Consider the following 12,586-nt stretch of genomic DNA (forward strand, 5'->3'; position numbering starts at 1 on the left):
CGGCAACAATGAGGGCGCGAAGCGGACGCTGCGCGCAATGTAGCCCGATTGCCGCTTTGGATCGGTAGCTGATCGATTTTGACGAGTGCCTCGTCCGCTTGGACTATGGTGGTGTCAACAGACTGGCGGGGGGAGGGGACGCCGGTTATATCTGGCACAGGCATCTGAAAGGTGCATTGGAGACGAAATATTGTCAGGACGAATGCGCGCGAATATGAACTATTCGCGGCTGCGGTTTGCCATCGCGCCGATGATGGACTGGACCGACCGGCATTGCCGGTTTTTCCATCGCCGGCTGACGCGGCATGCGCTGCTCTACACCGAGATGGTGGTCGCGGACGCTGTCATCCATGGCGACCGCGAGCGTCTGCTCGGCTTTCACGCCGACGAGCATCCCGTCGCGCTGCAACTGGGCGGTTCCGAGCCGCGAAAGCTCGCCGACGCGGCGCGGATCGGTGCGGCGTCCGGTTATGACGAGATCAACCTCAATGTCGGCTGCCCGTCCGACCGCGTGCAGTCTGGCACGTTCGGCGCCTGCCTGATGAGGACGCCGGGCCTGGTCGCCGACTGCGTCGCCGCCATGAAGGCCGCGGTCGCGGTTCCAGTGACGGTCAAGTGCCGCCTTGGTGTCGACGATCAGGACACCGAGTCCGCGCTCGACGCAGTCGCCGACGGCGTTTTCGCCGCCGGCGCCGACGCCTTGTGGGTGCATGCCCGCAAGGCCTGGCTGGAAGGGTTGAGCCCCAAGCAGAACCGCGACATCCCGCCGCTCGACTATCAGCGCGTCTACCGGCTGAAAGCGCGCCTGCCGGACCGCTTCGTCGGCATCAATGGCGGCATCGCGACGCTCGACGAGGCCGCCGCCCATCTCGCCCATGTCGACGGCGTCATGCTCGGTCGCTCGGCCTACCACACGCCGGCGATCCTGGCCGAGGCCGACCGGCGCTTCTTCGATCCCGGCGCGGTCGCCGCCGACATTGCCGGGGTGGTCGACGAGATGGCGCGTTACGCCGACGCCCATATCGCCGCCGGCGGCCGTCTTTCCCATGTCACCCGCCACATGGTCGGCCTGTGCCACGGGCTGCCCGGCGCGCGGCGCTTCCGCCAGATCCTCTCAACCGAGGCGACCCGGCCCGGCGCCGATGGCCGGGTGCTGCGTGCCGCCTTTGCCGCCGTGGCCGAAAGCGCGGCCAGCGAGGCCGCCTGACGGGCCGCCCGCGGCTTTGTCTTGCACGAGCCTGCGACACACCCTCCGTTAACCGTTTTTGGCCATCTTCTCGCCTGCACCATGGGGATGGGCAGGTTCAACAAGGGGGCGAAATGGCTTCTCTCAAAACCAAGCTGACCGGCAGCGTCGGCGCAGCCGGGCTTGTCTGCGCGGCGACGGCCGCGGCGGGCATCTATGTTGCCGTGACGCTCGGCGGCGCCATCGACGGTTCGCTGCGCAACGCGCAGGTGGCGCGCCATCATCTGACGGCCGACATGATGCATGACGCGTTGCGCGCCGACGTCGTCTCGGCGATCCAGTCGACGTCGATCGGCATCGGCTTCGACATCAAGGAAATCACCGCCGAATTCGAGGAGCACTCGAAGCTCTTCGTGGAATCGATCGAGAAGGCCAAGGCAAGCGCGGTCGATCCCGAGATCGTCGCCTCGTTGCAGGCGGTCGAGGCGCCGCTTCTGGCCTATCTCGACAGCGCCCGCGCCGTCGTCGACGAGACCCAGGCGTCGGCCTTCGGCGCCCAGGAAAAATTCCCGGAATTCAAGAAGCAGTTCGACGCCCTCGCGGTGGCGATGGAAGAAGCGTCTGGCAAGATCGAAGCCGCAGCGGCGAGCGATGCCGGGGCTGCGCTGTCGCTCGCCGCCGTCGGCCGCAACCTGATGATCGGCCTGCTCGTCCTCGGCGGCCTGATCGCATGCGCCATCCTGCTCATGACGCGGCGCCAGATCATGAAGCCGCTCCTGGAAGTGACCGACGTGCTCGACCGCCTGTCGCAGGGCGACCTGTCGGCCGAGCCGCCGCATTCGGCGCGCGGCGACGAGATCGGCCGCATGAACCAGGCCCTTCACGCCTTCAAGCAGGCCGTCGTAGAGCGCCAGGCCGAACTCGAGGCGGCCGACCAGCGCGAGGCCCTCGATGCCGAGCGGGCCAGCAACGAGGCGCTGCGCGCCGAAGCCGAGCAGGCGCAGACGCAGGTCGTCACCTCCATCGCCGACGGCCTGGCGCGGCTCGCCAAGGGCGACCTGACGACGCGCATCGACGAGCCGTTCCCCGACGCCTATGAGGGGCTGCGCAAGGACTTCAACGGCGCCGTCGGCACGCTTTCGGAGACCATTGCCGCCATCCTGAAGACCACGGCGGCGATCCGCAGCGGCTCGGGCGAGATCTCCAACGCGGCCGACGACCTGTCCATGCGCACCCAGCAGCAGGCGAGCGGCCTCGAGGAGGCGGCGGCCGCGCTCGGCGAGATCACCGACACCGTCAACCAGACATCGCGCGGGGCGGCCGAGGCGCACAACGCGGTGCGCGCCGCCACCGGCGAGGTCGAAAAGAGCGACACCGTCGTGCGTCAGGCCATCGATGCCATGGGCGGCATCGAAAAATCCTCGACCGAGATCGGTCAGATCATCGGCGTCATCGACGAGATCGCTTTCCAGACCAACCTTCTGGCGCTCAATGCCGGCGTCGAGGCGGCGCGTGCCGGCGAGGCGGGCAGGGGCTTCGCCGTCGTCGCCCAGGAAGTGCGGGCGCTGGCGCAGCGTTCGGCCGAGGCGGCCAAGGAGATCAAGGAACTGATCTCGACCTCGACCGAGCAGGTCGAGACCGGCGTCGACCTCGTCGGCCGCACCGGCGAGGCGCTGAAGCGCATTTCCGAGCACGTCTCTCTGGTCAACGGCGTCGTCGCCGAGATCGCGCGTTCGGCACAGGAACAGGCCTCGGGCATCGGCGAGATCAACACCGCCGTCGACCAGATGGACAAGGTGACCCAGCAGAATGCGGCAATGGTCGAGGAGACCACCGCCGCCAGCCACCAGCTGGCGCGCGAGGCCGAAAGCCTCGCCGACCTCATGGCGCGCTTCCGCCTTTCCGGTGCGGCTGCCGATGCGCCCGCCGCCGCTTCGCGGCCCGAGAAACCGGTGGCGCAACCGGCGCCGAAGCCGGCCGCCAAATCCTATCCCACCGCCGGCAACGCCGCTCTCAAGGCCGAACCCGCGCAGGAAGAGGACGGCTGGGAAGAGTTCTGAGCCTTCGTGCCGAGCGAATACTGACAAGGGCCGGACACAGTCCGGCCCTTTGCATTGCGAGGCAGCTCCATGGTGATCCCTTCCTGCGGGCTATAACGCCGCCTCGCGCTTGATCGGGCGCCGGTTTCGTCCGAAACGATGTCATGGCCGCGGCGACCGCGGCGCGGGCGAGGGATCCTTATGACGGAAATGCCGATCGGCGAGATTTTCGGCTTCGCCGCCGGCGCGGCTGCGGCCGGTGCCGTGTCGGGCCTGCTTGCCGGGCTGTTCGGCATCGGCGGCGGCGCGGTGCTGGTGCCGGTCTTCTACCAGGCCATGGGCCCGCTCGGCATCGACGAGGCGGTGCGCATGCATGTCGCTGTCGGCTCCTCGCTGGCCATCATCGTGCCGACCTCGCTGCGCTCCTTCCAGGCGCATTTCGCGCGCGGCGCCGTCGATGCTGCCCTTCTGAGAAGCTTCCTCGTTGCGGTTCCGGCCGGGGTCGTGGTGGCGAGCCTGATCGCGGCCTTCATCTCCAGCGCCGGGCTCAGGCTGATCTTCGCCGCGATCGCACTTGCCGTCGGGCTGCGCCTGGTCTTCAACCGCGATTCATGGCGTCTCGGCGACACCATTCCCGGCCATCCCTGGCGCGCCGCAATCGGCTTCCTGATCGGGCTCTTTTCGACACTCATGGGGATCGGCGGCGGGGTCATGAACAACACCTTCATGACGCTTTATGGCCGCCCGATCCACCAGGCGGTGGCGACCTCGTCCGGCGTCGGCGTGCTGATCGCGGTTCCGGGTACCGTCGGCTATATCTGGGCCGGCTGGGGCGACCCGCTGCTGCCGGTCGGCTCGACCGGCTACGTCAACTGGATCGCGCTGGCGCTGATCATCCCGGTCACCGTCCTGGTGGCGCCGCTCGGCGCGCGGCTTTCCCATGCCCTGAAACGCCGGCATCTCGAGATCGGCTTCGGCCTGTTCCTGCTGATCGTGGCGGCCCGCTTCGTGGCCAGCCTGTTGTAGCAGGCGGTCAGTCGCGCAGGATCATCACGTCGCCGCGCACGTCGAAGCCCGAAAGCGAACCGAGAAAGTTCATGCCGAGCAGGCTGCGGTCGAGCGAGCCGGGCGCGGCGACCAGCACCGTCATGCCGCGCCTGACGATTCCCGCCAGCCGGATCTCGTCGACCGAGGCCCTTGCGGCGCGCGCCATGCCGTTGGCGGTCGAGACCGGGATCGAATAGGAGAGCCCGTCGACGTCGATGCCGACCGCGGCCGCGTCGCGGGCGTTGAGCACCGTGGTGGTCGCGCCCGTGTCGACCAGGAACAGGATGGTGGCGCCGTCGACCTCGGCGCGGGCGGCGAAATGGCCGTCCATCCCCATGTCGAGGCGTACCGTTTGTCCGTCCGCGCCGACCGACAGCGGGCTGCCCGGCACGATGCCGGCGGTGATGCGGCTGGCGACATCCTGGAGTTCGTAGCGATACTGGTAGCCGGCGACGAGCAGCAGGATGATGAACAGCCAGATCGCCAGATTGCGGGCAACGTCGCCGAGCGGCACGCGGGTGGCGAAGATGCTGGCGCCCAGCACGACGCCCCAGATGCCGAGATAGAGCGTGCGGGCAAACGCGTCGCTTTCGATGCCGAGCGTGGTGCCGCGGTCGCCGCTGGTCACCAGCAGGATGAGCCCGCCGCCGATCAGTGCCATGATGATCCAGAAGAATCGCGGCAAGGGTCAGCCCGCCGTTCCGCGCTCGCGCGCCATGCGCGCACGGCGGGTCTCGCGCCGCGGCTTGCGTTCCACGGTCGCCAGCCGTTCCGCCAGCGCGCCCATGATCTCGCGGCGCTCGTCCGGTGTCATGCCGATCCAGCCGGCGATCTCGTCGCGCGTGCGGCCGCAACCGAAACAATAGCCCGTTTTCATGTCGATCGAGCAGACGAGGATGCAGGGCGATTCAATCGCAGCCATTCCGACTCCCTTGGCGTCGGAATCACATGGTTCACTTCGCGCCGCGATGCAAGTCGGCGGGCGGCAGACGCAGACCCGTTTCCGCCCTGCCATGCCGCCGGCCATTGTGCCGGCCGGCAAGTGCGGCTATTGCGGCGGGCGCACCTTGGCGATGGACCTTCATGATTTCCGGCCTTCCTTTCGACGATATCCGCCAGCTGCTGCGCAAACTCCCGGCGCCGGACCCGGTCACGGCCGGCGCGGCGCGCGCGCGGATCCGCGAGCTCGAACCGGTCGCACGTCTCGGCCCGCTCGGCGACCTCGCCGTATGGTTCGCCGAATGGCGCGGGCGCATGCCGCCGGTTCTGGCGCGGCCCCAGGTCGCCGTCTTTGCCGGCACCCACGGTGTGGAGCGCCACGGCGTCTCGGGGCGGGCTACCGGCTGGACCGCCGCCATGGTCGAGCATTGCGCGGCCGGCGGCGCGGCGGTCAATCAGGCCTGCCTTGCCAATGACGTCGCGCTCAAGGTGTTCGACCTGGCTCTCGACCTTCCCACCGACGACATCACCCGCGAGGCCGCTCTCGACGAGCGCGGCTGCGCCGCCACCATGGCTTTCGGCATGGAAGCGGTCGCCGAAGGGGCGGATCTTGTGGTAATGTCCGATCTCGGCGCGGGCAACGAGACCGTCGCCGCGGCACTGCTGGCGGCGCTTTTCGGCGGCGGCGGTACCGACTGGATCGGCGACGACGAAGGGCAGGGGGCGCTCGTGGCAGAGGCGGCGCGGGCCGTGGTCGATGCCGCGCTCGCATGCCATTCCGGCTATCTCGGCGACCCGCTCGAGGCGCTGCGTCGGGTCGGCGGCCGCGAATTCGCGGCCATCGCCGGCGCCATCCTGGCGGCGCGCACCCAGAACGTGCCGGTCATCCTCGACGGGCTGCCGGCAACGGCCGCCGCCGCCGTCCTCCATGCGGTGGAACCCGGCGCGATCGCGCATTGCCGCCTTGCGGCGATCGAGCCGCTGATTGCGCACCGCCGGGCGGCCGAGCGGCTTTCGCTTCGACCGATGCTGAGCGATGCGCCGGCGCGTTCGGCGGGCGCCGCCGGCGCGCTTGCCGCCGGCATGGTTCGTGCGGCGACCCTGTGCCTTTCCGGCATGCGGCCCTTGCCGTCGCCTGCCGGCTGAACGGCTGCCGTCAGGCCGCGCTCGAGGTCTTGCGGCGTGCGCCGTCGCCCGGCAGCGACGGCATCACGCGCGTGGTCGGGAAGATGGCGATCGCCTCGGTGCCCTCGCGCAGCTTGGAGCGCAGCTCAAAACGCCCGCCATGGATGTCGAGCAGCCCCTGCACGATCGGCAGGCCGAGCCCGGTCCCCTGTTCGGCGCTCTTGATGGCGATCGAGCCTTGCCCGAAGGCCGACAGCACGACCGGGATCTCCTCCGCCGGAATGCCGGGACCGTTGTCCTTGACCGAGACATATTGCCCGCCGCCGGTGGTCCATCCGGCGCGTACCCTGATTTCGCTGCCGGTGGGCGCGAACTTGATGGCGTTGGAAAGCAGGTTGAGGGCGATCTGCCTGACCGCGCGCTCGTCGGCATAAAGCTGTGGCAGGTCGGGCTCGAACTCGCGTATCAGCCGCAAGTCCTTGTTGCGGGCCTTGAGCTCGACCAGGTTGCAGCATTCCTCCACCGTGTGCGCGATGTCGACCGGCTCCTCCTTGAGCTTGTAGCGGCCGGCCTCGATGCGCGAGATGTCGAGGATCTCGTTGATCAGCGTCAGGAGATGGTTGCCCGAATCGTGGATGCTGCGCGCATAGTCGCGATAGGTCTGGTTTTCCAGCGGCCCAAGCACCTCCTCCGCCATCACCTCTGAGAAGCCGAGGATGGCGTTGAGCGGCGTGCGCAATTCGTGGCTCATCGAGGCCAGGAAGCGCGATTTGGCGAGATTGGCTTCCTCGGCGCGCCGGCGCGCTTCGTCGGAGATCGATTTTGCCGTTTCCAGTTCGGCGATCAGCCCGTCCTTTTCGGTGCGGAACGACAGGAGCATCACCGCCGAACGGTGAAGATGGCCGGAGACGAAGCTGAAGAAGGGCAGGGAGGCGGCGAGCAGCCCGGCCATCGCCGCCTCGACCGGCTGCCAGAGATTGGCGGCGAAGCCGACATAGGCGAGGACCGGCAGCGCGAAGGTGGCGAGCAGCGAACCGCGCAGCGCATGCGCAAGGATCGCGGTTGCCGCCACCGCGATCAGCAGGATCACCGCCTTCATGATCGGAAACTGTTCGATCTGGCAGGGTTCGCAGCCGAGCGTGGCGAACCAGGCCCAGCACAGTCCCGTGGCCGCATGGGCGATGAGGAAGCGGAGATGGATGGCGCCGATATCGATGTCGGCGGCGTCGGTGTGCCTGACATGGCGGGCATAGATGAAAAGGCCGACATAGGACAGCGCTGTCACGGCCGCCCAAAGTGCCACCGCCGCCCCCATGCCGATGAAGAGCCCGCCTACAGCGACGGCGAAGGCCAGAAGCGGCAGCACCGCCGCGCTCGCCGTCAGCGCACCGGCGTGCAGCTTCAGCATCTCGCGGTCGAAAGCGGGATTGCCGGGTTGCTGTGAGAGCCGGTCGCGCGTCTCCTTCACCGTGCGGGCGACATCGGCGTTGCGGCGCGCCCGGGTGCGGTCCACAATGTTCTTGTCCGCCGTTTTCGAGGGTCGGGGCGCCATCGGACCGGTGAAATTCCTGTTGAGGATCAACGGGGAAGAATTACTTCCGAATGGTTAAGAGACCCTTCCGGGGATGAGCCGCATTTCGTTCCGACGCCGCCCGCCAAGCACCAGCCGCAGCCCTTTTCGCTGGCTCCTGGATGCGTTGCTGGCCGCCGCCATCCTCGGTCTGCTGCTCATGGTTGCGGGGCGACTGGAACGCTTTGCCAGTGTCGAGCTCGCCGGGTCGGCGGTCGTCAATGACGGGGATTCGCTCACCATCGGCGGCGACCGTGTGCGGCTGAAGGACATCGACGCACCGGAACTCGCGCAATCCTGTCGACGCGCCGGCGGCGATTATGCCTGCGGCCGGCAGTCGCGGGAGGCGCTTCGGCGCCTTGTGAATGCGGGAAAGGTTGTCTGTAGCGGCGGCGAGCGCGACCGCTTCGGGCGGCTCCTGGCCTATTGCATGGCGGGCGAAACCGACCTCAACCGCTCCCAGGTGGCGGACGGTTGGGCCGTTGCGTATGGCGGCTATGAGGATGCCGAGGCCGAGGCCCGCGCCGCCGGCCGCGGCATCTGGGCTGGCGAATTCGACCAACCGCGTGACTGGCGCGCCATGCATGGTGACGCTACAGACGACGGGGTCGGTCTCTTCACGCGCTTGTGGGCTTGGGTGACGGCGCTGTTTGGTGCACGCTGAGCGGCAGGTTCGAGACGGTTATTCGGGAGGAACGACGTGAAATTGTTCGACGGCGGGCGGGCGCCCAATCCCCGGCGCGTGCGGATGTTCCTGGCCGAAAAGGGCATAGAGGTGCCGCTGGTGCCGATCGACATGAACGCTATGGGTCATCGCGGCGCTGACGTTACGGTACGCAATCCGCTGCAAAGGCTGCCGGTGCTCGAACTCGACGACGGAACGATCCTGACGGAATCCGTCGCGATCTGCCGCTATTTCGAGGAGCTTCATCCCGAGCCGGCTCTGTTCGGCCGCGGGGCCGTCGGCAAGGCGCAGGTCGAGATGTGGCAGCGGCGCATGGAGCTCAACTTCATGCTCTGCGTCAGCCAGGCTTTCCGCCATATCCACCCGGCGATGAAGGAATGGGAGGTTCCGCAATTGCCGGAATGGGGCGAGGTCAACAAGCCGCGTGCGGTCCAGTTCCTGGAAATCCTCGACCGCGAGCTCGCGACACGCGAATTCGTGGCCGGCGACACGTTTTCGATCGCCGACATCACCGGCATGATCGGCGTCGATTTCATGAAGCCGGCCCGCATCGAGATGCCGGAGAAGCTGGCCAATGTCAGGCGCTGGTACGCCGCCGTCGCCGCCCGCCCCAGCGCCAAGGCGTGATGACGCAAGACGACGGCGCCGGAACGCTCGAGGAACTGACGCGGAAAATCCGCGCCTGCCGCATCTGCCGCGACACGCCGGCAGGCAGGCCTTTGCCGCATGAGCCGCGCCCGGTGGTCGTCGCGTCGTCGACGGCCCCGGTGCTGATCGCCGGCCAGGCGCCGGGCTTGCGTGTTCATGAGTCGGGTTTGCCGTTCGACGACCGTTCAGGCGATCGGCTGCGCGACTGGCTCGGCGTCACGCGGGAGGAGTTCTACGATCCGGAACTGTTCGCCATCGTGCCCATGGGTTTCTGTTTTCCGGGCTATAATGACAAAGGCTCCGACCTGCCGCCGCGACGCGAATGCGCGCCGGCCTGGCGCGCCGAACTCATCGCACGCATGCCGCAGGCGGGGCTGTTGCTGGCGATCGGCAAATACGCCCAGGACTGGCATCTCGGCCCGCGCCGCAACAAATCGCTGACCGAGACGGTTGCGGCCTGGCGGGAAACGTTTTCCGGGAGCGGTCATCCAAAAATCCTGCCCTTGCCGCACCCGTCATGGCGCAACACCGGCTGGCTCAAGCGGCATCCCTGGTTCGAGGCCGAATTGCTGCCGGTGCTGAGACGGGAAATTTCCGACCGGCTGCGCCAGGTGCGAGAGAACACCGGCTACGGAAATTAAGCGTCTGGGAGAAAAGATTTCTTGTCCTTTGCGCGATGAGGCGTAGATTCGGCAAAAATTTCTCACGGGTGCTGTCATGGACCGTCTCGACAAGAAAATCCTGCGCCTCCTCCAGGAGGATTCCACATTGGCCGTGGCCGATGTCGCCAAGAAGGTCGGCCTGTCGACGACGCCGTGCTGGCGGCGCATTCAGAAGCTGGAGGAGGAGGGCGTCATCAAGCGCCGCGTCGCCATCCTCGATCCGGTCAGGGTCAACACCCGCGTCAATGTCTTCATCTCGATCCGCACCAGTTCCCACAGCCATGAATGGCTGAAGCGTTTTTCGGAAGTGGTGCAGGAGTTTCCGGAGGTGGTCGAGTTCTACCGCATGAGCGGCGACGTCGATTATCTGATCCGGGTCGTGGTTCCGGACATCGCCGCCTATGACGTCTTCTACAAGAAGCTGATCTCGAAGATCGAGATCCGCGACGTCTCGTCCGCCTTCGCGATGGAGCAGATCAAATACACGACGCAGCTGCCGCTCGACTACATGGTGCTCGACAAGGAAAGCGCCAGCGCCGCCTGAGCGGACTGCGCTACGCCTACTGCCGCTGAAGCCGCTTCCACGGGTTGCGGCCGCCCGTGGCCGGTGGCGCATCAGGCCCTTCGGCAAGGCGGGCGATTTTCGCTTGTCCGACCCGGTAGCCGGATTCGACCACCGCGACCCCGTCGAGCACGAAGAGCTGGGTCTGCGACAGCCCGAGCCTGAGATGCCCGGTCACCGAGACCGGTTCGTAGATGCCGCGTGCCCGCCACGGTTCCTTCGGAAACACATGCACGACCTGATTGGCCGCCGGCACCCTGTGGCTGCAACTGCCCTTGGCCGGCACCAGCATGAATTCGTAGACGAGGTCGCCTTCGCGGTCGACCGGCAGCATGTAGCCGGAAATCTCGACCGCGCGGCCGCGAAGGTCCTGCGCAAGATGCTTGCCGGGCTCGGCCTGTTGGCCCGGGACCGCCGGTTCGCCGCTGATGTCGGCGCGCAGATCGTTCCAGCCGATCGGCAGCGTTTCGGCCGCGCCAGCGCTGCCGACGGCGAGGGAGATCGTGACCGCGACCGCGGCAATTCGCGCTCGCATGCTGGGGAGGGTGGTGAACATGGCCGCATTTGAACGCCGTCGGCCTCCGCCGTCAACGCGCTCCGGCCGCCTTCTTCCTTTCGAACCGTGCCAACGTCTTTTCCACCGTCAGTTCCTTGACCGCGTCCTTGCCGATCCAGCGCGCGGTACGGTCGTCGCGGTCGGCAAGCCGCTGCGCCAGCGCGAGCGCGGCCTCGTTCAGCGCGGGGGAGCGCTTGCCGATCGACCGCAGCGCCCAGCTGACACCCTTCTTGACGAAATTGCGGGGGTCGGTCGCGTGTTTTTCGATCAGCGGGAGGAAGCCCAGAAACGTCTCCTCCGGCTCCTTCTTGCGGTGCACCACAGCCCACGCCATCATCGCGAAGGCGGTGCGGCGCACGAACTCGCGCTCGTCTTCGGCAAATTCCGCAATCAGCTCTCTCCAAGGCTCGGTGTCGACGAACAGGTCGGCGACGCCGTCGACGATATCCCAGGAATCGAATTCCGACGCCCAGCGCCTTGCGTCAGCGGCGGTGAACAGCTTCGGGTCGGCGCTGCGCGCGGCGATGAACTGCGCCTCGGTGATGCCGCTCGCCCAGAGTTCGAAGGCGCGGACGTGGTTGCGCTTGATCTTTTTGGCGATATCGCGCTGAACCCCGTGCGAAATCCCGAGCGCGCGGTCGGTCTTGATGCCGTAGCGCTTCATGCCCTCGCGGTTGTCGGCCGAGGCGAGCGTCTTCAGATGGGCGATGACCTCGCTGGCGGATGACTCGGGAGCTAGGGCGCTCATCGGATATCCTCAATCTGTTGCGGTGACCCAGACATGCCCTTGCCGAACAAGAAGTGAGTCGGCGATTGGATGGCTTTCAGTCTCGTACATGTGTTTCGCAAGGCGACGGAGGTACGCGCGAATCTCGGTCGTGTCGCTGGCGCTGAACAAGACGGTTCCACGTGCCGGAGCGATCGCAATGATATCTCCGCCGGATTGTTCTGTAACTTCTCTCCAGAACTCGTTGTCAACGAGAAAGCTGCTCTCGAAAGTTCCCCGAGCCGCTACAAAATAGAGGCCATCCTCTGACCTTAAATGTTTGGCGGTAGGGAACGCGCGGCGAAGATTGTTCACGCTGAGGGCTCGTAGAGTTTCGATCTTGGCGTTTCCCAGATACTCGGAGCCCAGCAGGGTCATATTCTCGTCTTTGTGTTGGCAAAACAGAAGAACGAACGGGTCAGCGATTTCATCACAGATCAGGTCCAGGGCGATTCCTTGCTTTTGGAATAGGTCCTGAAGCCCACGGACGTAGTCGTGACTGCGGACGACCGGCAGGATGTCGTCAAGGCTCAGGGTGAAGTTTGCCCGATTGGCATCGATAGCCGCGACCACAGCGGACGCATGATGGGTGATTGAATCCTTTAGCGAGATATCTAGCCGGAGATAGTCCGCGTAGGCATCTCTCAGGGAGACGTCATGCCGGAACCCGCCGGCAGTAAGAACCGCCAACGCGAGTTGGCCGGTTTTGGTGACCAGAAAGTCCGGACGCTTGCTACACAGCAGTGCGGCGTAGGCTTCGCCATACTGAGCGTCGGTTCGTTTCCGCGATCTCAAGAACCT

14 protein-coding genes are annotated in these 12,586 nt (G+C 66.6%); 8 read left to right on the forward strand and 6 right to left on the reverse strand.

The annotated features are described in order from the left end of the window. The first annotated feature begins 202 nt into the window (after positions 1-202). The 3 genes from dusA (at position 203) to FQ775_RS05390 (ending at position 4,251) form a co-directional block, all read left to right on the forward strand. The gene (dusA, locus tag FQ775_RS05380) at positions 203-1,207 is read left to right on the forward strand and encodes a tRNA dihydrouridine(20/20a) synthase DusA (protein ID WP_246730268.1); all 1,005 of its coding nucleotides are present in this window, start codon (positions 203-205) and stop codon (positions 1,205-1,207) included. 113 nt (positions 1,208-1,320) lie between these two features. After that, positions 1,321-3,246: a methyl-accepting chemotaxis protein gene (locus FQ775_RS05385; protein WP_146298400.1), complete on the forward strand. Its 1,926-nt coding sequence runs from the start codon at positions 1,321-1,323 to the stop codon at positions 3,244-3,246. A gap of 180 nt (positions 3,247-3,426) precedes the next feature. Continuing rightward, positions 3,427-4,251, forward strand: a complete 825-nt coding sequence (locus tag FQ775_RS05390) for a sulfite exporter TauE/SafE family protein (RefSeq protein ID WP_146298401.1) — start codon at positions 3,427-3,429, stop codon at positions 4,249-4,251. A gap of 7 nt (positions 4,252-4,258) precedes the next feature. Here FQ775_RS05390 and FQ775_RS05395 read toward each other — a convergent pair whose 3' ends face one another. Together FQ775_RS05395 and FQ775_RS05400 are read right to left on the reverse strand one after the other, a co-directional pair. Further along, positions 4,259-4,957: a TIGR02281 family clan AA aspartic protease gene (locus tag FQ775_RS05395; protein WP_167812769.1), complete on the reverse strand. Its 699-nt coding sequence runs from the start codon at positions 4,955-4,957 to the stop codon at positions 4,259-4,261. Positions 4,958-4,960: 3 nt separating this feature from the next. Then, a complete protein-coding gene (locus FQ775_RS05400; RefSeq protein ID WP_146298402.1) occupies positions 4,961-5,194 on the reverse strand; it encodes a DUF1289 domain-containing protein in 234 nt (77 codons plus the stop codon). A gap of 161 nt (positions 5,195-5,355) precedes the next feature. Here FQ775_RS05400 and FQ775_RS05405 point away from each other — a divergent pair, with 161 nt between their 5' ends. Then, complete coding sequence (locus FQ775_RS05405) at positions 5,356-6,357, forward strand: nicotinate-nucleotide--dimethylbenzimidazole phosphoribosyltransferase (RefSeq protein ID WP_146298403.1); 1,002 nt, start codon at positions 5,356-5,358, stop codon at positions 6,355-6,357. Positions 6,358-6,367: 10 nt separating this feature from the next. Here the strand turns inward: FQ775_RS05405 and FQ775_RS05410 are convergent, their stop codons facing one another. After that, a complete protein-coding gene (locus FQ775_RS05410; protein ID WP_146298404.1) occupies positions 6,368-7,888 on the reverse strand; it encodes a sensor histidine kinase in 1,521 nt (506 codons plus the stop codon). 73 nt (positions 7,889-7,961) lie between these two features. Here FQ775_RS05410 and FQ775_RS05415 point away from each other — a divergent pair, with 73 nt between their 5' ends. The 4 genes from FQ775_RS05415 (at position 7,962) to FQ775_RS05430 (ending at position 10,445) form a co-directional block, all read left to right on the forward strand. After that, positions 7,962-8,570, forward strand: a complete 609-nt coding sequence (locus FQ775_RS05415) for a thermonuclease family protein (RefSeq protein ID WP_146298405.1) — start codon at positions 7,962-7,964, stop codon at positions 8,568-8,570. A 36-nt stretch (positions 8,571-8,606) separates the two neighbouring features. Next, positions 8,607-9,218, forward strand: a complete 612-nt coding sequence (locus FQ775_RS05420; protein ID WP_146298406.1) for a glutathione S-transferase — start codon at positions 8,607-8,609, stop codon at positions 9,216-9,218. After that, positions 9,218-9,880 (forward strand): uracil-DNA glycosylase family protein, encoded by a 663-nt coding sequence (locus tag FQ775_RS05425; protein ID WP_146298407.1) that lies wholly within the window; start codon positions 9,218-9,220, stop codon positions 9,878-9,880. Before FQ775_RS05420 ends, FQ775_RS05425 begins: the two co-directional genes overlap by 1 nt. A gap of 76 nt (positions 9,881-9,956) precedes the next feature. Further along, positions 9,957-10,445 (forward strand): Lrp/AsnC family transcriptional regulator, encoded by a 489-nt coding sequence (locus tag FQ775_RS05430; RefSeq protein WP_146298408.1) that lies wholly within the window; start codon positions 9,957-9,959, stop codon positions 10,443-10,445. A 16-nt stretch (positions 10,446-10,461) separates the two neighbouring features. Here FQ775_RS05430 and FQ775_RS05435 read toward each other — a convergent pair whose 3' ends face one another. The 3 genes from FQ775_RS05435 to FQ775_RS05445 are packed head-to-tail and all read right to left on the reverse strand — an operon-like array spanning position 10,462 to position 12,580. Then, entirely contained in the window at positions 10,462-11,019 is a 558-nt protein-coding gene (locus FQ775_RS05435) for a DUF3299 domain-containing protein (RefSeq protein WP_246730269.1), read from the reverse strand. Between the two features lie 31 nt (positions 11,020-11,050). Beyond that, the gene (locus tag FQ775_RS05440) at positions 11,051-11,767 is read right to left on the reverse strand and encodes a DNA alkylation repair protein (RefSeq protein ID WP_146298409.1); all 717 of its coding nucleotides are present in this window, start codon (positions 11,765-11,767) and stop codon (positions 11,051-11,053) included. A gap of 9 nt (positions 11,768-11,776) precedes the next feature. After that, positions 11,777-12,580 (reverse strand): DUF1444 domain-containing protein, encoded by an 804-nt coding sequence (locus FQ775_RS05445; RefSeq protein ID WP_146298410.1) that lies wholly within the window; start codon positions 12,578-12,580, stop codon positions 11,777-11,779. Positions 12,581-12,586 lie beyond the last annotated feature (6 nt).

The organism is Nitratireductor mangrovi (genome assembly GCF_007922615.2).
Classification (GTDB): Bacteria; Pseudomonadota; Alphaproteobacteria; order Rhizobiales; family Rhizobiaceae; genus Mangrovimarina; species Mangrovimarina mangrovi.